Origin of the sequence: Ideonella alba, from assembly GCF_018069845.1 — a bacterium.
Taxonomy (GTDB): Bacteria; Pseudomonadota; Gammaproteobacteria; order Burkholderiales; family Burkholderiaceae_C; genus Ideonella; species Ideonella alba.
This window is the reverse complement of sequence record NZ_JAGQDD010000004.1, coordinates 246032-269616: the sequence shown is the minus strand read 5'-3', so window position 1 is coordinate 269616 and position 23585 is coordinate 246032. Positions and strand designations below refer to the sequence as shown.

Sequence of the window (23585 nt, the reverse complement as noted above, 5' to 3'; positions counted from 1 at the left end):
CTTCATGGACCCTATCGTCTCAGGGCTTCACGTCGGTGCCAAGCAGGGCGTGGGGCGATTTATGCAGACCTTCCTTAGGCCGCGCGGAACATACTCCTCGCGGCGCCCCCTTCTTGAGTCCAGCATAGGAGTCGAATGAAGTCGCTGGTTGTACCTCCTGCCGCCGTGCGCGACGACAACTCTATTCAGATGCTCAGCGGATGGATCGCGGAGCAAGGAATGCACTGCACACTGAACATCGGCTTCTTTGATGGCCAAGGACACAAGGAGACGGAAGCCTGGGGCATCTTCCTTGCCGATGTCGTCAGACATATCGCAAACGCTTGGTCTGAGGAACGCGGAGTTGATGCCGCTGATTCAGTTGCCAGCATCCTCCAAAGTCTGAACGACGAGTTGGATACACCGACATCCGACGTCAGTGGCGGGTTCCACCCGGGCCATTCGTAGGCAATCTATCAGCGCGAGCGTGGCCACCACCCAAGCTGTTGTGCTCAGCGAGTGCGGCCTAACCGCTCGCTCAACCGGACCCGCTACGGCAAGCGCCGCAAGCCCGAGCGGAGGCACATGGTGCATCATCTCAGCTCGGGCTTACGGCGCTCGCCTCCGCGGTCCGGTTAGCTCGAACGTTAGGCCGCACAACCACCGCACCTCATGCTTCGACCTTCCTCGCTCTCTATCCTTGGTTGCCTGATCTTTGCGGGCGCACACGCGGACGTTCGCGACACGGAGCGCGAACGTGTGCTTTCACTGCTTCAGATGAAGCCTGCGGTATCCCTACCGAAGAGCGATTGGACGATACAGCGTGAGCAGCGGCGAGAAGACGACTCGGCCGTCTACTACTTACTCGCCAGTGATAGGACAAAGCTGAACTTGTCTGTCTACATCGACAAGTCGACAGCATGCTCGGACGCGGACAACTGCCTCAAGGCTGCGCTCTCGAACAAGAGCTACAAGGATGCGACGGAATTGACTCTGATCGCGAGCGGACAATTCAAGGGAGCTACGTTCTTCTTGGATCAGCCCGCAGGGTTGCCGATCCGGCAAGCGCATGTTCTGGCAGCAGCCTACGTTGATGGGATTTGGTTCGACATCCACATCTCTATGGCTGGCAAAGAGCGACCCGACTTGGCACCCCTTCTGGAACTCCTTAAGTCCGTCGAGCTACGCTGAGTGCGGCCTAACCCCTCGCTGGAACCGACGCCCACCGCCATGGCACTTGGCCCGCTTCCCGGCTTAGGTCATCATCCGTACAGCGGGCCAAGCGCCATGTCGGCGTGCGCGGCTCAGCTCGAACGTTAGGCCGCATAGACGATGCCCAGCATCCTTAGCCACGTAGCAGTTCCCATCGCTGGTCGAGTGGCACTTGGCAAGTCCGCAGTCTTGCCCAGCTTGTTCGCGCTTGGGCTGCTGGCGTCGTGCATTCCCGACGCGGACGTTGCACTGCTGCGGCTTGGCGTTCCATACGATAGTGAGTTTGGCCATCGCGGAGCCAGTCACTCGCTGGCATTTGCTGTACTTCTCGCAGCCGCAATGGCCTTTACTTGGGCGCGGGTCACCAAACTAAGCGCAGGTGGTCCCTTCCTGTACCTCCTGGTATGCGCAGCCTCTCACCCGCTACTAGACACCTGCACAAATGCGGGCCATGGTGCCGCACTGCTTTGGCCGCTATCAGGCGAGCGCTACTTCGCACCCTTCCGTCCCATCGAGGCCTCTCCTCTAAGCCTTCGGCGGTTCTTCGGCGAGCCAGGTCTCCGCGTACTCGTCTCGGAGCTACTTTGGGTGTGGCTACCCAGCCTTCTACTAGGTGCGCTCTACGCCAAGAGGCGCCGTCGTCCGAATGCGGCCTAACCCTTCGCTGGAGTGGACCTCCGCCATCTGGCCGCGCTACGCTCACCAGTTCATCATCGCTGCGCGCGGCCAGCTGTCTTCGGCCCCTCAGCTTCAACGTTAGGCATCGCATGCAGGCCGACCCGCCAATCCAGCCGATGTACGAGGCGTTCTACATCCAGAGCATGCTGTTCAACAGCGTCTCAGCGTCCCGCTCCATCATCCGCCTGGAGAAGATCTTCGGGAAACTGCCGGAGCGACCAACGCCAGAAGACGTGGATCAACTGCCGGCACGGCTGATTCTGAACGAGCTTCAGAACATGGTTCTTCAGGCCGCAGCACTTTCTCGCTACTTCTGGCCTGTCCGCGCAGCGTTCAAAGCGCGAGGCGATGTTCTTCGCGAATGCTTCGCCATGGACGAGACCAGCCCACTGTTCAGGCGTGATCTCCGCAACGCGATCGAGCACTTCGACGAGCGAGTCGACAAATACTTCTCCAATGGCGCTATCGGATGCTTCTTCCCAGAGTATGTCGGAGCGAAACCGATCGACACGCAAGTTCCGGGGCACTTCTTCCGAGCCTACTTCGTGGACACCGGCGAGTTCCGCCTGCTCGATGAAGACTATGAGATGAAGCCGCTTGCAGACGAAGTTCTCTTCGTACAGGCGCACCTTGAGCGAATGGACAAAGAAGGTGGCCGCTTTCAGCGCGCAGAACGCGATGCCTAACAGGTCGTTCAACCGGAGCGCCAACGGCTGGCCACCTTGCCCGCGAGGCGCTCGCTGTCTATGCTGCACCTCGCGGGCAAGGCGTCCATCCGTCGTCGCCCGGTTAACTCTGCGTTAGACCTCGCAGAAAAGCGCCGCACATGCCAGACGCCTTTGCCGACTACCTTGCAAATCACGGACTCATCGAGCTTCCCAGCAATGAGCGGCAATCACCTGGACTTACCGTTCGAGTGTTTGAGAGCCGAGAACTCCGAGTCCATTTGGTCGGGGAGCATGGCCAAGAGCAGTACGTTCAGGTCGCTCCTCCTGGGAAGCCCGACGACAGGCGGTTTCTGAATGGCCTGGTCGCCTACTTCACATCCGACGACAGCGCCACTCAAGCTTCTCGAATTCCGGTTGAGTGGCTTGCGCAGCATCATCCCTTGCTGGTGAAGTTCTTTTCTTCTACAGCTGAAGGTGAGAGGGAGCGTGTGCAGTTTGCCGGCTGGCTACAAGAGTTTGGCGCACGAGAGCAGTCCCGGCTCAACGCATGCGCAGCACAGGCGAATGCCAACCGCAAACCATGGTGGAAACTCTGGTAGCGCCACGCAGCAACGGTGCCACCCCGGCGAGGCCTAACCCCTCGCTGGAACCGACGCCCACCGACATGGCACTTGGCCCGCTTCCCGGCTTAGGTCATCATCCGTACAGCGGGCCAAGCGCCATGCCGGCGTGCGCGGCTCAGCTCGAACGTGAAGCCTCAGAACACGCCGTCCTCGGTTCTCTTGCATCCGATGAATACACCAACTCCGTGCCACGCAGTAAACCGCTCACCGAGCCGGAACGGCCGAATCAAAGCCACCATCGCCAACGCGGCTGTCTTGGTTTGCGCCTGTTTCGTGCTGCTGGGTGCGTTCTACTTCGGCATAGCATCGTGCGGCGGGTACGTTTGGCACAAGGAGGCCTTCCGAGGAGTCAGCATGACGCTGTACGTTGCTGCCCTGGCATGCCCAAGCTCTCTACTTCCATCCATCGGGCGCAAGGTGGCCTTCGCAATCGGGCTACCGTTACTGTTCGTCCTGGTTGAGTCAGCCACAGCGCCGTTCTATCCTGGGCCACCGAACTCTCTCGTGGAGTACGGCGCCATCTTCTTTCGCGCACTCGCATTTGGTCCATGCGGCTAAGGCCTAACCACTCGCTGGAACCGACGCCCACCCTCATGGCACTTGGCCCGATTCCCGGCTTTGGCCATCATCTCGTCCAGCGGGCCAAGCGCCATGCCGGCGCGCTCTCAAGCCTCTTCGCCTACGTCACCTACGGAAGGCCTATCGTCAGTGCGGGCCCTTCTTCACTACCATACCAATGCTCGGCGTCTTAAGTGCAGTGCTCGGTCATGTGCTTGCGGCCAGACGTGAAGGTCGCCTCAAGAAGCGGGTCGGCACCTAACCCCTTCCGTCCATTGGGCAGGCCTGCGCCCAGCCTCTTACGTTGAACGTTAGGCGTCACACAAGCCATGCTCGGTTCGCTGTTCCGTTCTTCGCTTCCCGACGATGCTGTTGAGTACGCCGGCTTCGTACTCATGCACTGTGCAGCCATTGCTGATTCGAACCGCGAAGGCGAACTGATCTGCCCGTTTGCAGTTGTCACCGATGCGGCTGGACGGCAGGTACTGGACTTTGAGTCAGAGACTCAGGAGGAAGCTGTCGCCAAGGGTTGGACAAGCCTCTCTGAGGCAAAGCGAGCAAGGGTCTGGTGGGCCTTCGGCAGAGAAGGGATCTCTCGACGACCAGATGGAACTGGCATGGACGTCCTTGCGGTCACGGTATGGGTTCCCGGAATGAGGGAACACTACAGCTTCACCCAGCGCTTCGGTCGGGGCCCGGACCAAGGCATCTATCTCATCGGCAAACCTGAAGCGCTGAAGCATGGGGAGGAGTACGCCGAACCACTTGAACGCTGGAACCATGCAGCCCTTGGCAGAGGCATTGCGTCTCATCCGAAAGGCAGTCTTTGGTCAGAGTGGCTGGGACCGTGACGCCTGACCCGTGGCTCACGCCAACCCGCTACGGCATGCAACGTAAGCCTCCGCAGGCAGCTTGGCTCGAACGATAGGCCGCACATCCAAGTCCCTGTGAGATCCACCACGAGTGAATCCAGATGCCAGAACCGTTCCGCACCGAGCCTCCAAAGTGCATCGCAAGAATTGCCGGAGCGATGTACCTCATAACGATGGCCACCGCGCTTTTCGGCGAAGGCTACGTTCGCGGTTCCCTACTGGTGAGTGAAAGCGCCGCGCAAACTGCACAGAACATCATCTACTCGCAAGGTTTGTTCAGGCTCGGTCTGGCCACCGATCTCATCACCTTCGCAGGTGTTGTCGTCCTGGTCTGGTCGCTGCATCAGTTGCTGCAGCCCGTCAACACCAAGCTGGCGCTCCTGGCTGCCTTCTTTCGCTTGGTTGAAGTTGGCGCTCATTTCTCTGCCGTCGCGTTTGGTCTCGCTGCGGCATCCCTGCTTGGCGGGGGCGAGTACGTCAAGGCCTTCAATGCCGAGCAACTCGCAGGTCTGGCGGGCTTGGCCCTGCGAGCTCAGGGCGCTGGCTTGACCATCGGATTCATCCCGCTTGGCATCGGGTCTGCCATCTTTGCGTGGCTGCTCTTCCAATCCGCGTACGTGCCACGAGTCCTCGCTGGTTGGGGCATCGTCTCATCACTCATGCTGGCGATCTACGCGATTGCCTGGGTGATCACGCCATCTACAACAGACTTCTTCTACCTTGCCATGCTCCCCATGTTCATATACGAGGTTGGGCTTGGCTTGTGGCTGGTAGTCAATGGCGCACGCACAGGCACCACGAGTGCGGCCTAAGGCTTCGCTCAAGCGGAGCGCCAACGGCGTGTCAGCAGGACAGCGAGGTGGCTTTGGTTATCCTCCGCCTCGCGGGCCTGGCGTCACACTGCCGTCGCCCTCTTGGCTCAAACGTTAGTCATCTCCTGAATCCGCTGTGGCCATCGCTCCTCGCGTCCCCTTGTCCCAGGTCGTCTTTGTTCACGACTAATTCCAGCTCGTGTTTCAGGGCGAGATACTGAGTGTCTACAACCAGGCTTCAGTTCACCGTGGCTCCGCAGTCTTTGCCCATGGCGAGCCTGGCTTCTCCGACGCACTACTCCAGCTCATCGGTCAGCAAGCCACTGCAACCCCTGCTCAGCCGGGAACCAGGCTTGCGCTCCGGTTCACTTCGGGCACGGAGTTGCGCGTCCAAGACGGTGGTGCATCGCCTGCGCAACTCGAAGGCTTCAGCTTCTCCGGCGACGCTGGCACTTTCATGGTCGGGCACAACCAGTAGCAGTCGCCAGTGCTCGTTCGTGTCGCCAGTTGGAACGCTTGCGCCAGAGCAAAAGCAGTGAGGCCTAACCCCTCGCTGGAACCCACGCCCACCGACATGGCACTTGGCCCGCTTCCCGGCTTAGGTCATCATCGGTACAGCGAGCCCAGCGCCATGCCGACGTGCGCGGCTCAGCTCCTACGTCAGGCATCGCAATGCAGCGTGGTCCCACGATGGCGCGTCAAGTTCTACGCTGGTCAGCGTTCCTATCGCTTCCGGGCGTACTTTGGGCTGCGTTCGAGATGTACGGCTTCACTTTGTCCGGCCCACAGATGCTGTTCTTCAGCGTCGCACACAGCATGCCTCTGTTGGTGCTGGCCATCTGGCTGGCCATGCCAACCGGAGCACTCTGGCTCGCTCAATCAGCCGCCGCATTGGCTTGGCCCAAGTACCGCTTTCTTGCCGGCGTGTCGGCCCTGTCCGCCGCAACATTCCTCTTCGCGTTGGCGTCGCAAGCCGGGCTTCTGGCAACCTATGATGAGTGGTCTTCCTCAGAAGCAGCCCGCACACCCATATGTCTGCTGGGCCTGGTCACCACGGCCATGCTGATGCGCGAGTCGTGGCGCGCGCTGAGGCATAGTGCCCCGTTCAATCCGCCTGCTCCTGCCATGCTTCAAGACCGAACCCTCAGCACGTCGAGAACGCTTCCGCACTCTCCTGCGGCGGTGTACAACGCCTTCGCATCCGCCAGTGTCCTCGCCGCCTGGTGGGGGCCGGCCGGATTCTCGAACACCTTCGAGATCTTCGAGTTCAGACCCGGCGGCCAGTGGAAGTTCGTCATGCACAGCGCCGACGGCAAGGACTACGCGAACGAGAGCGTGTTCGCCGCGCTGGAGCCTGCAGCGAAGGTGGTCATCGAACACGTCGCGCACCCGCACTACACGTTGACCGTGACACTCAAGCCGGCTGAGCAAGGAACTCACCTGACTTGGGAGCAAACCTTCAAGGACAGCAAGACGGCACAAGGCCTCAGGCCCATTGTTGAGCCTGCCAACGAGCAGAATCTGGACCGTCTGGCCCAGGCACTCGCCAAGAATGAAGGTGCCGTCTAGCGAGGCGCCACGGCAGGTGAGTCTGGCCGTGCAGCCGCCAAGTTCCATCATCGGCAGCACGGCCGCGCTGCCCTTCCGCGTCGCCCCGGTGACCTCTACTGTCAGGCCGCATACTGCGACGCTGGCGACACCGCCGCTTTCTGCGTCGACAACCAACATCTCGGAGAGACTTGCATGTTCAGCCACGTCATGGTCGGTACGAATGACATTGAGCGCTCCAAGCGTTTCTATGACGCCGTGCTCGCGGTTCTGGGCGCCGGCGAGCCCTCCCGCAATAAAAACGCCACCGGTCAGGTCCGCCTGTTCTATCGTCACGAAGGCAGTTCGTTCTGTGTGAGTGAACCCATCAACGGCGAATCGGCCACCTTCGGCAACGGGGGAACGATCGGCTTCAAGTGCAGCTCACCGGAGCAGGTACAACAGTTCCACGACGTCGCGGTCGCGAATGGTGGCCAGTCGATCGAACAACCGCCCGGCTTGCGCGACGGCAAACTTGGGGCGATGTATCTGGCCTATGTGCGAGACCCCGACGGCAACAAGCTCTGCGCTCTTCACAGGCCAAAGTGACCTGACCATGCCGGCAGGCGCTCAGTAGCCTGGCCCTCAAGACAGTGCGGCCTGATCCTTTGCTTGGGTGGATCGCCACCGGCTTGGCGCCTGGCTCGTCTCTTGGTATCAACGACAGGCCTCTTCCATGCAGTTCTTCCTCGCCATCACCGCCCTCACCAGCGTCCTGCTGGCGGCTGCGCTGTGGCGTCGGTACGCGGCGCTGCGCAGAGAGTCCCACATCCGCCACGCGGAGTTTCCCCGGGGCCTGTTCGAGAAGCTCAAGGCCAAGCATCCCCACCTCACCACCAAGGACTGTCAGCTGGTTGCCCATGGCCTGCGCCAGTTCTTTCTGGCGCATCTCAAGAGCGGGAGGAAGTCTGTTTCGATGCCCAGCCAGGTGGTCGATGACCTGTGGCACGAGTTCATCCTCTACACCAGGAACTACCAGGTCTTCTGCCACAGCGCCTTTGGTCGTTTTCTTCACCATTCGCCGGCCGCCATCCTGGGCAGCGACCGCCAGAGGAATGAAGGACTGCGCCGTTGCTGGTGGTACGCCTGCAAGGAAGAGAACATCAACCCCAGGTCAGCCACCCGGCTGCCGCTGCTGTTCGCCCTGGACGCCAAGCTGAACATTCCCAACGGGTTTCGCTATGTCCCTGACTGCAGTGGCGTTCAGCGAGCAGGTGACCCCGGCCACGGTGCGGCGGCGACCTACTGTGGCGGAGACTTTGCCAGTGACGCCGTCGATGGCGGCACCGACGGATTCGCCGACGGATCGTCCAGTGGCAGCGACGGCGGCGATGGCGGAGGGGACGGCTGTGGCGGCGGGGGCTGCGGCGGTGGAGACTGAAGCGATGACCCACTGCCCTGCAAAGGTGCGCACCCCACACCTGGGCACGCCAGACCCGGCGCTGCCAGGCCGACCGGCGTTGCAGCCGGGACGGGCGGGCCACGCACTGGGGATCGACCCAGTTCGAAACCTGGACGCCAAGACGTGAAAGCACCGCGCAGCATGACCCTCGGCGAGCGGGCAAGCTCTGCCTGTATTGGAGCGCTGTTCGGTGCCGGCATCGGCGCTGCACTGGTCTGGCTGTTCGGGGTCTTCTCGCAGCGCATGGGGCCGGGGCGCTACATCGGCGACCCACTGGCCTGGATTCTCTGGCTGGCTGGTGTCTTGGCGGCCTGTGGTTTCCTCATGGGCTCGCAGGTCGGGTCACTGATCGGCAGCATGCTGTCGGGTCTGCTGGCGTTCGAGAGCTCGGATGGCGACCTTGAGTTGCCGACCTGGTTGGCGCTGGTTCTCGCGCTGGCAGTGGCCGCTGCGTTGGTGTGGTGGCTGCGCTGACCTGGCGCTTTGCTGCGGAGCGGCTTGTCATGGTCTTCACGCTGGCGAGCCTGGGCGTTGGACCCGCCTGACCGCCAACCCAAGGGCTGTCGGATGGATGGATGAGCGTTCGCGCTTCTCTTCGGCGGTCCCAGAAGCCGGTTTACGGCACACAGTCTTGGTGTCATTCTTGGCGTCCATCGGGTCCCCCTGGTGGACGCCATCGTGGTCGACCGCACAGCAGACATCAAGACAGGTTCGCCGGATCCTCACGAACGTCATGCCGCACAGCAAGAAGCCGATGCCAACCTCCACCTCTTCGCGCCAGGCTGCCGCGCCCATGGGCGGCGTGGACGCATTCCTCGCCAGCCTGGCGCACCCGCACAAGGAAGGCATCGAGCTCCTGCGTCAGGCCATCCTGGCGGTGGATCCGCGCATCACGGAGGACGTGAAGTGGAACGCGCCCAGCTTTGCGCTGGCCGACCACTTCGCCACCTTCAAGCTTCATCCGCCTGCGACCCTTCAGCTGGTCCTGCACACCGGCGCCAAGCGGCAGGCGTCGCCGCGCAGGTTTGCTCTGTCAGGTGCAGAGCCGTTCATCAAGTGGGCGGCCCCTGACCGCTGCGTCATCACGCTGGCCAACACGGCGTCGGCGCGAGAACACACGGCACTCGTGGCCAGCCTGGTGCGCCAGTGGCTTGAGCAGTTGTGAGCTGCTCGCGCCTCGGAGAAGGGGGGCGCGTTGTTTGTCTGGTCGAACCCTCCTGGTCGACAATTGCGCCATGTTCGATCACGTGGTGTTCTCGGTCAGCCACTATGAGGAGGCCAAGGCGTTCTTTCTGAAGGTGCTGGCTCCCCTGGGTGTCGAGGTGGTCTCCGAAGGTCCCCTGGGCATTGAGCTGTGTCGTCCGGACAGCCCGTCGTCGCTGTGCATTCGCCGGACGGAACAGAAGACACACCATCTCCACCTGGCCTTCACGGCCCATTCGCGACAACAGGTTCATGATTTCTACGTGGCTGCGCTGCAGGCAGGCGGCCAGGACAACGGTGCACCCGGCTGGCGCCCGCAGTACAGCGGAAAGTACTACGCCGCCTTTGTGATCGGCCCCGATGGGCACAACATCGAAGCCGCATACCACGAACCCGGTGAATAGACGGGCAAGGGCATGGGCACAACGCGTCCCTTATCGACTGCACAAGGGTGGTCTGAGCGCAGCCAGCCACCCCAGTGCGCGCTGAGGTCGAGGCGCCTGGCGTCAACAAAAAGCACGAGTCCAGTCATGATGCAAGCATGCCGTCCTGTCCTGTGGGCCTTGACCTTGTCAGGTGCGGTGACCAGCGCGACGGCGGCCACCCCGTGGGAGCGTTGGATCGCGCGACCGACGCCAGCCGGTGCCCAACAGGTCCAGAGGATCGAGTACAGCATCCCAGGCGGCAACGCCGACCTTGGCGAAGAGACCACCCGCGACCTGCGAACTCTGGCGGCGCGTGTGGGACAAGGGGACCCGGCATCCCTGGCCATCGCCGTGCGGCTGGTGCACACCACACGCCCCGGCGCCGATCTCGAGGATCTTCATGCGATGCTGGGGCGCGCGTCTGGCGACCACGCCCGGCGGTTTTTGGCGGCGCTGAGGCAAGAGGGCGGCGACCTGTCCTGCCCTGGCGTTGAGTTCATGGGTGAGGCCTTCGTCGACAACGATGCGGCCAGAGTGGCCGAACGTGAGCGTCGGCGGCGCGCCCTCATGAAGGTCTCTTCGACGCGGCTGGTGCCGGTTCGAGACCGGTGCCTGAAGGTGCTGCAGCAGGCCGGCGGACGCGTCGCTCATGCTGACCGGCCATGACCGGCCGCGTCGTGACCCCATCCCAGCCCAGTGCGGCTGGGCAAGGTCACCGCTTCGCGCGATCATCGATCACCCCGCACGCCTGCCAGGGCCGCCTGCATCCGAATGGGGATGACAGGGCGGCCCCACGGGTGTTGAAGTGGGGCCCATGACACCAGGAGGAATTGATGTGGCGCTTCTATGCCGCGGTGGCGGCGGTCTGGGTGGCGTTGTCGCCGCCCCTGTTCACCGGCGGGGCCTGCACCGCCGAGTTCGACGCGCTCCACGCTGAACTGATGGACAGCGGGCTGCTGCGGCGCACGGCGAAAGACGCTGTTGAACATTTCCGGGGCCTCGGGGTGCCGGTGTCCGAGATCACGCCGGAGCGCTGCCGCGAGCAGAAGCCGCGCTTCCTGTCGCGCTGCACGAGTGAGACGCTGGTGTATGCGCGCGTGCCGGTGAAGCACCTGGTCTGCCGCACCTACCGCGACGCGGACATCAAGGTCGCCATGGTGTACGACGAACGTGGCCGCGGCGTGCGCCTGAACATGGACATGGCGCCGTTCAAGTCGCTGCCCATTCCCGGCACCGGCATCGTCATCGACTGGGGCCGGTGAAGGCCCGGCGCCCACCACAGGGACCCCCATGACCCCCACGGCGATGGTCGAGGCGATCTGCCAGGAGCTCGTGTCCAGTCACGGGGTTCACACCATCTTGCTGTACGGCTCGCACGCCGACGGCACCGCGACCGACGACAGCGATCTCGACATCGCCGCCTTCGGCACGGTGGTGCAGGCATTCCGGATCGCGCGCCAGGAAGGTCCGGTCTACCTGGACGTGTGGGTGTACCCCGAGGCGGACCTCTCGCAAGCCTCGGCCGAGAGTCTGCGCCTGCGGGGCAGCCAGATCCTGCTGCAACGCGGTGCGCTGGCAACCACCTTCCTCGATCGCCTGGATGCCCTGTACCGCCAAGGACCGGAGCGTCTCAGTGCCAACGAGGTGGCGGCCCGCGACGTCTGGGCGCACAAGATGCTCGCGCGCAGCGCACGTGGCGACGCGGAAGCTCACTACCGCCGCGTCTGGCTGCTGCAAGCGCTGCTGGAGGACTATTTCCACAAGCGAGGTCTGTGGTTCGAAGGCCCGAAGAAGGCTCTGCGCTGGCTCCAGGCGTTTGATCGCCCCGCCTACGAGGCCTACTGCCTGGCGCTGGAGCCGGGCGCCAGCCAGCAGGCGATCGCGGACCTGGTGCGTCTGCTCGCCGGTCAGGGCCATGCCTGACCGATACCCGATCCGTGGCACCCGTCGGCACGCTCTGCCCCGGGCGGCCGACTGGGCCTGGCAGGGGCTGGTCACGGGCCTGGGCCGTGCCTCAGAATGGCTGCTCGCCCCATGTCAAGCCGTCAGGCGTGGTGCAGGGGCGAGGGAGGACCACAGCATGAGAACGGATCAAACGGCGCGCGGTCCGTCGTGTGGCGTGCACGAGGCCACCGCCCCAGACGAGGCGCGGGCGCTTGGAACGCCTTCGTCCGCCCGCCCTTCAACGGCTTCGAGGTGGGGTGGGCCGCCTCGTCGATGGCGCTGTCGTTCTTCGAGTCCAGCGCCTCGAACCATCGCCGGACCGATCGTCTTGTCGTGGTTGGCGGTGGTGTCATGCGTGACGCCAGCCTGGGCCGCCGCCGACAAGGTCTCCGAGTCGGCCGCCCACTCACAGTGTGAGCAGCAGTTGCGATGGGGGGTCACGCCAAGGGATCCGCTGCCGGCCATTCCGGCCTTTCGCAACAGTGTGTGCGAGTGCGTCGCTTCAGAGGCCCCCGGACTGCCCCAGGAGGGCAGCGCAGGCGAACGCCAGGCCGCGCAGGCCGCGTTGGCCCGGCGCTGCTATCAGCGAGCCCAGCAGGCCTTGCTGTCGCAGCCGGTGCCGGACACCGCCGTGTCGGCGATCGGTCAGGTGGTGCCCTTCTTTGCCGCGAACGCCGAGTTCAGGTCTGCCCTGTTGGTGTCGACGGTGTGTCCGAGACTGGACTACCCCTTCGTGGCAGTCAGGGCCGAGGCCGTGGGAACGACCGTTGTGGCCTTGAAGATCTCGTCCACCGGCCAGTTGCTGGGCAAGTACCTGGTCCAGTCCGCTGGTCCGTCCTACGGGCACAAGGCGCTGGACGAGGCCGTCATCACGATGCTGGGCCAGTGCAAGTACGAGCCTGCGCGGTTGAACGGCCAAGCGGTGGAAGGATGGACCCGCATCGAGTACCTCTGGAAGCTGGAGTAGTGAGTCGTCCCGGGTGACAGCGGTCCGCGTCGAGCGTCCACGGAGGCCGCCGCGCGCATCGGCATGGCACACTGACCGCGGTTCCAAGGAGGTCAACAGCGTGTCCGAGCCCGCCGAGCCAGGCGACGGTGATGTGGTCCGGGTGGCCACCTGTGAAAGCGCCACGGAAGCGCATCTGCTGAGGGGGGTGCTGGAGTCCGCTGGACTGGCGCCTCGCGTGGCGGACGCGCACACCGTTCAAGCCAACGCCTGGATGACCCAGGCCGTGGGTGGCGTCAGGGTGCTGGTGCCTGCCGCGCAGGCCCGCGATGCGCTGCAGGTGATCGCCCAGTTCCACGCCGGCGCCTTCCAACTGGAGGGCGAGCAGGCGGCGGGACCCACCTACCAGGTGCAAGCCTCGCCGGTGTTCAGCCCGGACCGGGCGGCGCTGCTCAGCCTGGTGCTCACGCCGGTGTTCGGTGCCGCGGTGCAATGGGCCAATGCGGCCACGCTGCGTGACGGCGCGCGCCGACGGGCCCGATGGGTGTGGCTGATCGTGCTGACGCTGGCCAGTGTCGGCGCGACGGCCGTCATGCATCGGCTCAACCCAGGGCCCGGGGTCATCTTCCGAGCCAGCCTGGCGATGTCGGCGGTGACGCTGGTGTGGTATTTCGTGTCCGGGCAGGATCAGAGCCGAGCGCTGCTGGCCACCTACGGACCGAGGTTCCAGCGGCGAAGTCTGGTTGTGCCCGCTGGGCTGGTCGCCCTGCTTCTGCTGGCGGCGGGCTGGTCGCTCAGCGAACTGGCATGACGCCGGGTCCTTGCGCCGATCTGGCATGGGCGTGCCACCGTCGCCTCCAGGCGAGCGAGGCGCGATGCCTCTGCCGCATACCGCGATCCTTCCGAGGCGCCTGCGGGCTCACCACCGAGCCGCCGACAGGCCTGGATGCGCGCCGACCCGTGACAGCGCACCGGCGCACGCCCCAGAATCCCCCCTGACACCCACCGCGCGATAGCCCCACCCGATGCTGATCCGACTGCTCAACCCAGCCGATGCCGCCCGCTTCCGGGCCGTGCGCCTGCGCGGCCTGACCGAGGAGCCCGCGGCCTTTGCCTCGTCCTACGAGGAAGAGTGCGACCGGCCGCTGGAGGCCACCCAGGCGCAGCTCGCGCCGAAGGCCGATGGCGTGGTCTTCGGGGCGTTCGACGGCGACACGCTGCTGGGCGTGGTGGGCCTGCAGCGCGAGAGCATGCGCAAGCTGGCGCACAAGGGGGTGGTCTGGGGCATGTATGTGGTGCCGCAGGGCCGGGGCCGGGAAATCGGGCGCCGCCTGCTGGCGGCGGCGCTGGACCATGCGTGGACGCAGTGGCAGCTGGCCCAGGTGAACCTGAGCGCGCAGACCGGCAACCAGGCTGCGGTGGCCCTGTACCGGTCCCTGGGCTTCGAGGTCTTCGGCACCGAGCGGGGGTCGATGCGGGTGGGGGACCGCGTCCATGATGAGCACCACATGGTCTGCCGGGCGCCCGCTGCGCTCACGAAGGAGTGAGGCACGTATGGCCACCACCGACCTGACCACCGTGTACGCGGCGCTGCGCCAGATCCTGGCCCGGCACACCGACGGGCTGCTGGTCCAGCACGACGATGACACGCAGTTCTACGTCGACACCCACCACGTGCAGCCGAACAAGAAGCCGCTGTTCTTCGGCGCCGTGCAGCGGAAGAAGGCGATGGTCGCCTTCCACCTGATGCCGGTGTACCTGCAGCCGGCGCTGCTGGCGTCGATCTCGCCGGCGCTGACCGCGCGGATGCAGGGCAAGTCCTGCTTCAACTTCAAGACCCTGGAGCCGGCCTTGTTCGAGGAGCTGGACCGGCTCACGCAGTCGGCCCGGGCCAGCTACCGCGCGCAGGGCTTTGTCGACTGAAGGCGGGGCCCGTAGACTGGCCGGCCGTTCATCATCTCCGATGGCGTCATGCGCCGACCGCCACGGCTGAAGGAGCCCCCATGAAGATTGTCGTGTCCACCCGCGTCGCGGCCCCGTTGAGCGAGGTCTGGCGCGCCTACACCACGCCCGCCGACATCCTGGTGTGGAACACCGCCTCACCCGACTGGCACACCACGGCGGCCACGGTGGACCTGCGGCCAGGGGGCCGCTTCTCGTCGCGCATGGAGGCCAAGGACGGCTCCTTCGGCTTTGACTTCGCGGGCGAGTACACGCGCGTCGAGCCGCAGGCGCTGATTGAGTACGCGTTCGGCGACCGGGTGGGGCAGGTGAGGTTCGAGGACGGCGCGCAGGGCGTGCTCGTCACCGTCACCTTCGATGCCGAGACCACCCATTCCGAGGAACAGCAGCGCGCCGGCTGGCAGGCGATCCTGGACAACTTCGCGCGCCACGTGGTCGGGTCATGAGCGGCGCCCGGTGACGCAGGTCCGGGATGTGGCGCCCCACGAGCTGCCGGCGGTGTGGCGGCTGCTGTGCGCCCAGGGCTGGGCGCATCGCATAGGCAGCCCGGCCGACCTGGCGCGCCTGGTGGCGGCCAGCCAGCGCAGCGTGGTGGCGCTGAACGACCAGGGGCAGGTCGTGGGCTTTGCCCGGGCGATCACCGACGGCCTGTCGAACGGCTACCTGTCGATCGTGGTGGTGGACCCGGCGTGTCGCCGGCAGGGCCTGGGGACGCGGCTGGTGCAGCACCTGATGGGTGAGGATGCCAGCATCACCTGGGTGCTGCGCGCGGGTCGCGAGGGCGCCGAGGCCTTCTTCAGCCGGCTGGGCTTTCGCGTGTCCACGGTGGCAATGGAGCGGCCACGCCAGCGCTGAGCGGGTCGGGCCGGACGACCCCGTCGAACTGGTACCCTGCCGCATGCCCAAGTCCACGCTGAGCTGGTCCGAGAGTGCCGTGGTGGCCCTGATCTGCTTCGGGCTGTTCACCCTGTGGTCGGTGCAGGCGGTGCTGTCCGGCTTCCCGGATGCCCGCTTCACCGACGATGGCAACTGGCAGATGGTCGGGGTGGAACTGGTCCTGGCCCTGGCGGCCCTGCTGTACCTGCGCGCGCGCCGCTTCGACATCGCGTCGCTCTACCCGCAGCCGACGCTGGCCGGCACCGGCATCGGCCTGCTGCTGTTCGTGGCCTGCTGGCTGGGTGGCACGCTGACCACGTCGGCGCTGGGCGTGGCGGGCGAGGGCGATGTGATCGCCTTCTCGTTCGATCAGACCTCCCTGGCTTCCCGCGTCGGGTTGGCCGTGGTCAATGGCAGCTTCGAGGAGGTCTTCCTGCTGGGCGTGCTGGTGCGGGGCCTGCGCGGCCATGGCCTGTCGGTGGCGCTGGGGGTGCCTCTGCTGGTGCGGGTGCTCTACCACCTGTACCAGGGACCATTGGGCGTGGTCTGGGTGGCGACCTTCGGTGTGCTGCTGTCGCTGGCCTATGTGTGGCGCCAGGACCTGTGGCCGCCGGTGCTGGCCCACATCCTGTGGGACATCGTGCCGACCCTGTAGGGCGGTGGCCTCAGGCGTTGGCCACACCCGCCGCCACATGGCCGGCAGGCACGTGGGACAGCGCGCCTTGCACATGGCCGGTCTGGTCGTCGAAGAAGAAGTCGGGCTCGAACTCGCGCAGGAAATCGCCCTTGGGCAGGCCGCCCAGGAACAGCGCCTCGTCCACCTCCACCTGCCAGTCCATCAGCGTGCGCACCGCGCGCTCGTGGGCGGGCGCGCCACGGGCGGTGACCAGCGCGGTGCGGATGCGCATGGGGCCGGGCTCGGCCCGCAGGCGGTGCAGCGCATCCAGCAGCGGCTTGAACGGGCCCGGCGGCAGCGGCGTGGCGGCCTTGGCCTGCTCGTGGCGCTGGAAGGCCGGCAGGCCCTCGCGCTGGAAGACCTGCTCGGCCTCATCCGAGAACAGCACGGCATCGCCGTCGAAGGCGATGCGCAGCTCGTCGGGGTGGGCGTCGGAAGCACGTGCGCCGTGTGGAAAAACGCGCGCGGCAGGTGTCCCAGCGGCCAAGGCCGGTGGAACGTCACCGTCGTGGGCCGATAGGAACAGGTGGGCACGTAGCGGCCGCAGGTAGCGCCACGGTGGTCGGCCGCGGGTGAACACGCCGCGCTCGATGCCCAGCCCGTAGTGCGCCGCCGATCGGAACACGCGCAGGCCCGACATCGGGTCGTTGCGTGACAGGATCACCACCTCCACCCGCGGCGTGCCGCCAGCATTGAAGGCCAGCAGCTTCCTCACCAGCGAGAAGGCCACGCCGGGCGGGGCCGGTTGGTCCAGGCGCTGCTGCTGCAGCTGCATGTAGGCGCGGTCGTCGGCGGCTTCGAAGACGCGGTTCTCGTCCTCGAAGTCGAACAGGGCGCGCGACGAGATCGCGACGACCAGGCGGTCCTGCAGGCTGGCGGGCATGCGGCCGATGTTACGCGCCTGATCAATGAGAACCGCCCGCCGCCAGGCCGCCCCAAGGCGGGCGGAGCCCCGACTTGGGGGGACGGGGTGGCCAGCCAGGGGGCTTCAGTGCACGAAGCCGATCGCGTTGCGCCGCCCGGCCGGGGCCGGCAGGTCGCGCGAGAGCACGGTGCCGCGGCCATCCAGGCGTGCATTGCCAAACGCCGTCATCCAGGCCCGGCGCATCTCGCGCGGGGCCATCTCGGCCAGACGGTCGAGCACCTCGTCGGAGGGCTCGGGGTCGAAGCGCTGGCCCCAGTCGTGGGCGGCGCGGATGCTGGCGTACAGCCGGCCGGCGATCGCGCGCGCGGCGGCGGCGTCGGGCATCTGCACCTCGTAGACGTTCATCCGGTTCAGGATGGGCTCGGGGATGGCGCGCTCGTCGTTGGCGGTGGCCACCCAGATGACCTGGCTGGCGTCGATGGGCACCTCGGCGAACTCGTCGGTGAAGCTGCCGGCGGTGTCGTGTTCGAGCAGGCTGTAGAGCGCGCCCAGCGGGTCGTAGGCGTGCTCGCCGCGCGCCTTGTCGATCTCGTCGACCACCATCACCGGGTTGGCGTAGTTGCCGTCGACCAGGGTTTCGAACACCTTGCCGGGGCGGGCGCCCTTCCACTGGCTGGAGGCGCCCGAGAGCACCCAGCCGGCGGTCAGCGAGCCCATGCTCATGAAGCCCATGCCGGTGCCCAGCAGCTTGGCCACCTCGCGGGCGAAATGCGTCTTGCCCACGCCGGGCGGGCCCAGCAGCAGCATGGGGGTGATCTCCAGCGCGTCGCGGCTGTCCTCGCACAGCGCCAGCTGGCGCTTCACGTCGTCGAGCACCTCCCCGAAATTGGGCAGTTCGTCATACAGATGGTGCATCGCCGGCAGGCCCGAGGGCTTGACCTGGAAGCGCTCGGGGCCCTTCTCGAGCATGCGCTCGTAGGTGTGGCGCAGGTGTTCATGCTCGCGCTCGGGCAGCTTGCCCAGGCGCTTTTCCACCTCGTCGAGGCGGTAGACATGGCGCATGCGGGCGATCGGGATGCGCCCGCCCGGGGGCACGGTGGCGATTTCGTGCGAGGTCGACATCAACAACACCTCCAGACGCTGCAGGCCGGCTGGCCAGGGTGCCAGACTGCGGCATGTCGAGGGTGCACGAAGGCCCGAACAGCGCCGCGATCCCGGCACAGACAATCTAGCAAGTGCCGGGCCCGGATGCGAATCGGGGTTTACTTCACCCAGGTGTTGAGCTGGATGATGGGCAGCAGCACCGCCAGCACGATCAGCATCACCACGCCGCCCATGGCGACGATCAGCAGCGGCTCGAGCAGCGTGGCCATGGTCAGCGCGCGGCGCTGCACCTCGGAGCCCAGCTGGCGCGCGGCGCGGTCGAGCATCAGCGGCAGCTGGCCGGTCTGCTCGCCCAGGCGACTGAACATGGCCAGCAGGCCGGGAAAGCGCTTCTTGCCGGCCAGCGCACTGGCCAGCGGCGCGCCCTCGCGCACCTGGGCCAGGGCGTCCATGGCGTCGGCGCGCATCGCGCGGTTGCCCAGGGTCTCGGCGGCGGCCTGCAGGGCCTTCAGGATGGGCACGCCGGCGCCGGCCAGCATGGCCAGCGTGCCGGCAAAGCGCGCCGCGTTGTAGCCGCGGGCCAGGCGGCCGAACAGCGGTACGTTCAGGAAGCCGGCGTCAAAGCGCTCGGCGAAGGCCGGGTTGCGCAGCGCCATCGCCAAGGCGCCGCCGCCGGCGGCCAGCAGCAGCAGCACCGCCCAGCCCCAGTGGCGGATGAAGTCGCTGATCGCCAGCATCGCCACGGTCAGGCCGGGCAGCGCACGTTTGCTGCTGGTGAACACGCCGGCCACCTGCGGCACCACGTAGGTCACCAGGAAGGTGACGATGACCACCGCGATCAGCGACACCACCATCGGGTAGAGCATCGCGCCCACCACCTTGCTGCGCAGCGCCTGGCGCTCTTCCAGGTCGTCGGCCAGACGCTCCATGACCGCGCCCAGGGCACCGCTTTGCTCACCGGCGGCGACCACGGCGCGGTAGACCTCGTCGAAATCCTTGGGGCAGCTGGCCATCGCGCGGGCGAAGGGGCTGCCGGCGTTGACCTCGGACTTGAGGTGGGCGATCAGCTCGCGCTGGCGCGGTTCCTCGGCCTCGTCGGCCAGCGCGGTCAGCGCGCGCTCGAGCGGCAGGCCCGAGCCCACCAGACCGGCGAACTGGCGCGTCCACACCGCCAGTCCGGCGTTGCTGTAGGCGCGGCGCCGAAAGCGCGGGCCGCTGGCGCCGCCGCCGCCGTTCTCGCTGCCGACGGCATCGACCGACAGCGGCACCAGCTGCTGCGCCCGCACCAGCGCACGCGCCGCCTTGGCGTTGTCCGCCTCGACCAGGCCATGGCGGGCCTTGCCGGCGGCGTCGAGGGCTTCATAGCGATAAGCAGGCATAGGAACTCAGCAGACCCGTCCCGGCGCAGGGCCGCCCCAAGCCGGGACAGCCCCCTTGGGGGGTGGCGAAGACGCGAAGCGGCAAGCCTGGGGGCGCCAGGTCCCCGGCGCAGGGCCGCCCCAAGCCGGGACAGCCCCCTTGGGGGGTGGCGAAGACGCGAAGCGGCAAGCCTGGGGGCTCATAGTCAGTCGCGCGTCACGCGGACCACCTCTTCCATCGACGTGATGCCCTCGGTCACCAGGCGCTCACCGTCCTCGCGCATGGCCTTCATGCCGCGGGCCTTGGCGGCGGCGATGATCTCGACCTCGCCCGCACGGTTGTGGATCAGGGCCTGGACCTTGTCGTCCACCACCATCAGCTCATACACGCCGGTGCGGCCCTTGTAGCCGGTGTGGCTGCATTCGGGGCAGCCTACGGCGTTCCAGCGGCCGCGCCGGCCCTGGGTCTTGCAGTGCGGGCAGAGCTTGCGCACCAGGCGCTGGGCCAGCACGCCCAGCAGGCTGGAGCTGAGCAGGAAGGGCTCGACGCCCATGTCGATCAGGCGCGCCACGGTGGACGGCGCGTCATTGGTGTGCACCGTGGCCAGCACCAGGTGGCCGGTCAGCGAGGCCTGGATGGCGATCTGCGCGGTCTCGAAGTCGCGGATCTCGCCGATCATGATGACGTCCGGGTCCTGGCGCAGGATGGCGCGCAGGGCCTTGGCAAACGTCAGGTCGATCTTGGCGTTGACCTGGGTCTGGCCGATGCCGGGCAGCTCGTACTCGACCGGGTCCTCCACCGTCAGGATGTTGGTGGTGGAGGTGTCCAGGCGGCCCAGGCTGGCGTAGAGCGTGGTGGTCTTGCCCGAGCCGGTGGGGCCGGTGACCAGCACGATGCCGTGCGGCTGCTTGACCAGGCGGTCGAAGTCGGTGAGCACCTCGCCGCTCATGCCCAGGCCTTCGAGCGTGAACTTGGATTCGCTCTTGTCGAGCAGGCGCAGCACGGCGCGCTCGCCGTGCGCGCTGGGCAGCGTGGAGACGCGCACGTCGATCGCCTTGCCGCCGATGCGCAGCGAGATGCGGCCGTCCTGCGGCAGGCGCTTCTCGGCGATGTCGAGCTCGGCCATGATCTTCAGACGGCTGATCAGCGCGGCGTGCAGTGCGCGGTTGGGCTGCACCACCTCGCGCAGGCTGCCGTCCACCCGGAAGCGCACGCTGGAGCTGCGTTCGTAGGGCTCGATGTGGATGTCGCTGGCGCCGTCCTTGGCGGCCTGCGTCAGCAGCGCATTGAGCATGCGGATGATGGGCGCGTCGTTGGCGGCCTCCAGCAGGTCCTCCACCGCGGGCAGCTCCTGCATCATGCGCGACAGATCGACCGCGCTTTCCACCTCGCCCACCACTGCGGCGGCACTGGCCTCGCCACCGGCATAGGCGGCGGCCAGGCGCTGGTCCAGCGCGGCGGTGTCCTCGGCCTCGCAGGTGTCCACCGCGTACAGGCGCATCACCTCGCCGATGGCCGAGGGCGGCGTGCCCGGGGCCACACGCAGCAGCAGCTGCTGGCCGTCGTCCTCCAGCAGCAGGTGGTTGGCCTTGGCGAAGGCGTAGGGCAGGGGGTGGCGCTGGCCCATGTCAGTTCGGCGCGGTCGTGGCGGGTGCGGTCGTGGCCGGAGCCGGCTGCGCCGGACGGGTGCCGGGCAGCTCGGGCAGCACCGGGGCCTCGTTGATCGGGGTGAGGATGCTCGGCTCGGGCTGGGTGCTGCGCTGGGTGGCGCGGATCGCCTCGTAGCGGTCCAGCGCGATGCGGTCGGAGCTGCCCTGGTCGCGCACCACCACCGGCCGCAGGAAGATCATCAGGTTGCTCTTCACGCGGGTGCGGCTGTCGTTGCGGAACAGGTTGCCCAGGATGGGCACGCTGGCCAGGCCGGGCACGCGGCCGTCGCTGTCGGTGAACTCGTCCTTCATCAGGCCGCCGAGCACCATCATCTGGCCGTCGTCAACCACCACGGTGGTCTCGACCGCGCTCTTGTCGGTGATCAGGCCCGAGGTGGTGTTGCTGTTGACCGAGGAGTTCTCCTGGTAGATGGTCATGCGCACCGTGCCGCCTTCGCCGACCTGGCTCTTGACGCGCAGCGTCAGGCCCACGTCCTTGCGCTCGATGGTCTGGAAGGGGTTGGTGGCGCCGCTGCCGGTGCCGGTGTTGGTGAACGAGCCGGTGATGAAGGGCACATTCTGGCCGACGACGATCTTGGCTTCCTCGTTGTCCAGCGCCAGCAGCGTGGGCGTGGACAGGATGTTGGCGCCGGCCTGGGTTTCCAGGAAGCGCGCCAGCGTGCCCAGCGTGTAGACGCCGTTGAGCTTGTTGATGAAGCCGATGTTCAGGCCCTGGCCGGGCACGGTGATGCTGGTGCCGGTGGTCCCGGTGGTGCTGGCGGTGGCGCCGCCGAGCGACAGGTTGATGATGTTGTTGCCGCCGGAGCCGAAGTTGGTGCCGGCGACGATGCCGCGGGTGTTGCTGCTGTTGGACAGCAGGCCCTGCCACTGGATGCCGAAGTCGGCGGTCTTGCTGGCATCGACCTTGACGATCATCGACTCGACGAAGATCTGCGCGCGGCGGGTGTCGAGCTGGTCGATCACCTGGCGCAGCTGGCGGTAGACCGGCTCGGGCGCCGAGATGATCAGCGAGTTGGTGGCCGGGTCGGCCTGGATCTGGCCGCCGGTGGAGGGGCGGGCTGAGGACGCCACCGGCGTGGTGGCCGCCGCGCTGGCGCCACCGGTGCCGGCCACGCCGGTGTTGCTGCTGCTGGTGCTGCTGCCGGTGCCGGCGATCGAGCCCGGGCGGCTGCCGCCCTCCAGTCCGGTCAGGCTGCTGCTGCCGCCGGACCCGGCACCGGCGCCCGAGGTGGCACTGGCCAGCACCGCGCGCAGCACCTCGGCCAGCTTGGTGGCGTCGGCGTTCTTCAGGTAGACCACGCGGATCTGGCCGGCCGGGCCGCCGTCGGCGATCGGCTTGTCGAGCTTGTCGATCAGCGCCTTCACGCTGGCCAGGCGGGCCGGGTTGGCGGCGCGCACGATCAGCGAGTTGCTGCGCGGCTCCGCCATCACGCTGGTGGCGGCCGACTGCGACTGTGCGGCGCCCGGCACGCCGGGCGTGGGGGCCGATTCGGAGAGCTTCTGCACCAGCGGCTGCAGCTCGGAGGCCAGCGCGTGCTTGAGCGTCACCACCTCGACCTCGGAGGCCGCCGGCTGGTCCAGCGCGGCGATGATCTTGGCCAGGCGCTGCAGGTTGTCGGCGTAGTCGGTGATGACCAGCGTGCCGTTGCCGGCGTTGGCGTTGATCGTGTTGTTGGCGCTGATCAGCGGCCGAAGGATGGCGACCAGGCTGTTCGGGTTCTCGTGGTTGAGGCGGAAGATCTGGGTCAGGATCTGGTCACCGCGCACGGTGGGCGCACCCACCACCACGGTGCCGGCCTGCAGCTTGGCCTCGGCCTCGGGCACCACCTTCAGCAGGCCGGCGTTCTCGACCACCGTGAAGCCCAGGCCGCGCAGCGCGGCCAGGTAGCTGCGCCAGGCCTCCTGCGGCGGCAGCGCCTTGTCGGAGGTGATGGTCAGCGAGCCCTTGACGCGCGGATCGACCAGGATCTGGCGGTCCAGCATGGTGCCGATCGCGCGCGAGACCATCTCGATCTCGGCGTTGACGAAGTTCAGCGTGACCGGCGCCTTGGCGCGCGTGGCGGGCATCGGCATGTCACCGTCGGCGGCCTGGACAGGCCAGGCCAGCGCGAGGGCCAGCGCCAGGGCGCCGTGCCGGAAGGAGAAGTGATGGAGCTTGGCCATG

Annotated in this window: 28 protein-coding genes; 23 read left to right on the top strand and 5 right to left on the bottom strand. The window is 66.6% G+C overall.

The features are described from left to right. Positions 1-135: 135 nt before the first annotated feature. The 23 genes from KAK03_RS08960 to KAK03_RS08850 all read left to right on the top strand — a co-directional run bounded on the left by KAK03_RS08960 (position 136) and on the right by KAK03_RS08850 (position 16402). A complete protein-coding gene (locus KAK03_RS08960; RefSeq protein ID WP_210853504.1) occupies positions 136-447 on the top strand; it encodes a DUF5076 domain-containing protein in 312 nt (103 codons plus the stop codon). Between the two features lie 309 nt (positions 448-756). After that, complete coding sequence (locus KAK03_RS08955; RefSeq protein ID WP_210853503.1) at positions 757-1170, top strand: hypothetical protein; 414 nt, start codon at positions 757-759, stop codon at positions 1168-1170. Positions 1171-1311: 141 nt separating this feature from the next. Beyond that, positions 1312-1848: a metal-dependent hydrolase gene (locus tag KAK03_RS25510; protein ID WP_210853501.1), complete on the top strand. Its 537-nt coding sequence runs from the start codon at positions 1312-1314 to the stop codon at positions 1846-1848. 110 nt (positions 1849-1958) lie between these two features. Next, positions 1959-2555, top strand: a complete 597-nt coding sequence (locus KAK03_RS08945) for a hypothetical protein (RefSeq protein WP_210853500.1) — start codon at positions 1959-1961, stop codon at positions 2553-2555. Positions 2556-2695: 140 nt separating this feature from the next. After that, entirely contained in the window at positions 2696-3136 is a 441-nt protein-coding gene (locus tag KAK03_RS08940) for a hypothetical protein (protein ID WP_210853498.1), read from the top strand. A gap of 911 nt (positions 3137-4047) precedes the next feature. Continuing rightward, positions 4048-4569, top strand: a complete 522-nt coding sequence (locus tag KAK03_RS08935) for a hypothetical protein (RefSeq protein ID WP_210853496.1) — start codon at positions 4048-4050, stop codon at positions 4567-4569. A gap of 122 nt (positions 4570-4691) precedes the next feature. After that, on the top strand, positions 4692-5402 hold the full coding sequence (locus KAK03_RS08930; RefSeq protein ID WP_310738528.1) for a DUF4386 domain-containing protein: 711 nt from the start codon (positions 4692-4694) through the stop codon (positions 5400-5402). A 759-nt stretch (positions 5403-6161) separates the two neighbouring features. Further along, entirely contained in the window at positions 6162-6971 is an 810-nt protein-coding gene (locus tag KAK03_RS24920) for an SRPBCC domain-containing protein (RefSeq protein ID WP_247661028.1), read from the top strand. 174 nt (positions 6972-7145) lie between these two features. Beyond that, entirely contained in the window at positions 7146-7538 is a 393-nt protein-coding gene (locus tag KAK03_RS08920; protein WP_210853493.1) for a VOC family protein, read from the top strand. A 127-nt stretch (positions 7539-7665) separates the two neighbouring features. Further along, positions 7666-8370, top strand: coding sequence for a glycine-rich domain-containing protein (locus KAK03_RS08915; RefSeq protein ID WP_210853491.1), 705 nt, complete (start codon positions 7666-7668; stop codon positions 8368-8370). A 144-nt stretch (positions 8371-8514) separates the two neighbouring features. Beyond that, positions 8515-8865, top strand: coding sequence for a hypothetical protein (locus KAK03_RS08910; RefSeq protein WP_210853489.1), 351 nt, complete (start codon positions 8515-8517; stop codon positions 8863-8865). Positions 8866-9124: 259 nt separating this feature from the next. Then, positions 9125-9556 (top strand): DUF1801 domain-containing protein, encoded by a 432-nt coding sequence (locus KAK03_RS08905; protein WP_210853487.1) that lies wholly within the window; start codon positions 9125-9127, stop codon positions 9554-9556. Positions 9557-9626: 70 nt separating this feature from the next. Then, a complete protein-coding gene (locus tag KAK03_RS08900; RefSeq protein ID WP_210853485.1) occupies positions 9627-9998 on the top strand; it encodes a VOC family protein in 372 nt (123 codons plus the stop codon). A 126-nt stretch (positions 9999-10124) separates the two neighbouring features. Beyond that, positions 10125-10685 (top strand): hypothetical protein, encoded by a 561-nt coding sequence (locus tag KAK03_RS08895; RefSeq protein WP_210853483.1) that lies wholly within the window; start codon positions 10125-10127, stop codon positions 10683-10685. A 167-nt stretch (positions 10686-10852) separates the two neighbouring features. Next, positions 10853-11281: a hypothetical protein gene (locus tag KAK03_RS08890; protein WP_210853481.1), complete on the top strand. Its 429-nt coding sequence runs from the start codon at positions 10853-10855 to the stop codon at positions 11279-11281. Between the two features lie 28 nt (positions 11282-11309). Beyond that, positions 11310-11942, top strand: coding sequence for a nucleotidyltransferase domain-containing protein (locus tag KAK03_RS08885; protein ID WP_210853480.1), 633 nt, complete (start codon positions 11310-11312; stop codon positions 11940-11942). A gap of 376 nt (positions 11943-12318) precedes the next feature. Next, the gene (locus KAK03_RS08880) at positions 12319-12930 is read left to right on the top strand and encodes an energy transducer TonB (protein WP_210853479.1); all 612 of its coding nucleotides are present in this window, start codon (positions 12319-12321) and stop codon (positions 12928-12930) included. A 100-nt stretch (positions 12931-13030) separates the two neighbouring features. Beyond that, positions 13031-13720 (top strand): putative signal transducing protein, encoded by a 690-nt coding sequence (locus KAK03_RS08875; RefSeq protein ID WP_210853477.1) that lies wholly within the window; start codon positions 13031-13033, stop codon positions 13718-13720. A gap of 214 nt (positions 13721-13934) precedes the next feature. Next, positions 13935-14456 (top strand): GNAT family N-acetyltransferase, encoded by a 522-nt coding sequence (locus tag KAK03_RS08870; RefSeq protein WP_210853475.1) that lies wholly within the window; start codon positions 13935-13937, stop codon positions 14454-14456. Positions 14457-14463: 7 nt separating this feature from the next. Next, on the top strand, positions 14464-14832 hold the full coding sequence (locus KAK03_RS08865; RefSeq protein WP_210853473.1) for a hypothetical protein: 369 nt from the start codon (positions 14464-14466) through the stop codon (positions 14830-14832). Positions 14833-14912: 80 nt separating this feature from the next. Beyond that, entirely contained in the window at positions 14913-15317 is a 405-nt protein-coding gene (locus KAK03_RS08860) for an SRPBCC domain-containing protein (RefSeq protein WP_210853471.1), read from the top strand. A 10-nt stretch (positions 15318-15327) separates the two neighbouring features. Continuing rightward, positions 15328-15726 (top strand): GNAT family N-acetyltransferase, encoded by a 399-nt coding sequence (locus KAK03_RS08855; protein WP_310738524.1) that lies wholly within the window; start codon positions 15328-15330, stop codon positions 15724-15726. A gap of 43 nt (positions 15727-15769) precedes the next feature. Further along, complete coding sequence (locus KAK03_RS08850; RefSeq protein WP_210853468.1) at positions 15770-16402, top strand: CPBP family intramembrane glutamic endopeptidase; 633 nt, start codon at positions 15770-15772, stop codon at positions 16400-16402. A 10-nt stretch (positions 16403-16412) separates the two neighbouring features. Here KAK03_RS08850 and KAK03_RS08845 read toward each other — a convergent pair whose 3' ends face one another. From KAK03_RS08845 to gspD, 5 genes are all read right to left on the bottom strand, one after another. Then, on the bottom strand, positions 16413-17306 hold the full coding sequence (locus KAK03_RS08845) for a 5'-nucleotidase (protein WP_210853466.1): 894 nt from the start codon (positions 17304-17306) through the stop codon (positions 16413-16415). Between the two features lie 105 nt (positions 17307-17411). Next, the gene (locus tag KAK03_RS08840) at positions 17412-18410 is read right to left on the bottom strand and encodes an AAA family ATPase (RefSeq protein ID WP_210853464.1); all 999 of its coding nucleotides are present in this window, start codon (positions 18408-18410) and stop codon (positions 17412-17414) included. Between the two features lie 140 nt (positions 18411-18550). After that, positions 18551-19771, bottom strand: a complete 1221-nt coding sequence (gene gspF, locus KAK03_RS08835) for a type II secretion system inner membrane protein GspF (RefSeq protein WP_210853462.1) — start codon at positions 19769-19771, stop codon at positions 18551-18553. Between the two features lie 185 nt (positions 19772-19956). Further along, positions 19957-21378 carry a type II secretion system ATPase GspE gene (gene gspE / locus KAK03_RS08830; protein WP_210853460.1) on the bottom strand — a complete coding sequence of 474 codons (1422 nt, stop codon included), beginning with the start codon at positions 21376-21378 and terminating at the stop codon, positions 19957-19959. A 1-nt stretch (position 21379) separates the two neighbouring features. Further along, positions 21380-23584, bottom strand: a complete 2205-nt coding sequence (gene gspD, locus KAK03_RS08825; RefSeq protein WP_210853458.1) for a type II secretion system secretin GspD — start codon at positions 23582-23584, stop codon at positions 21380-21382. Between the last annotated feature and the right edge of the window lies 1 nt (position 23585).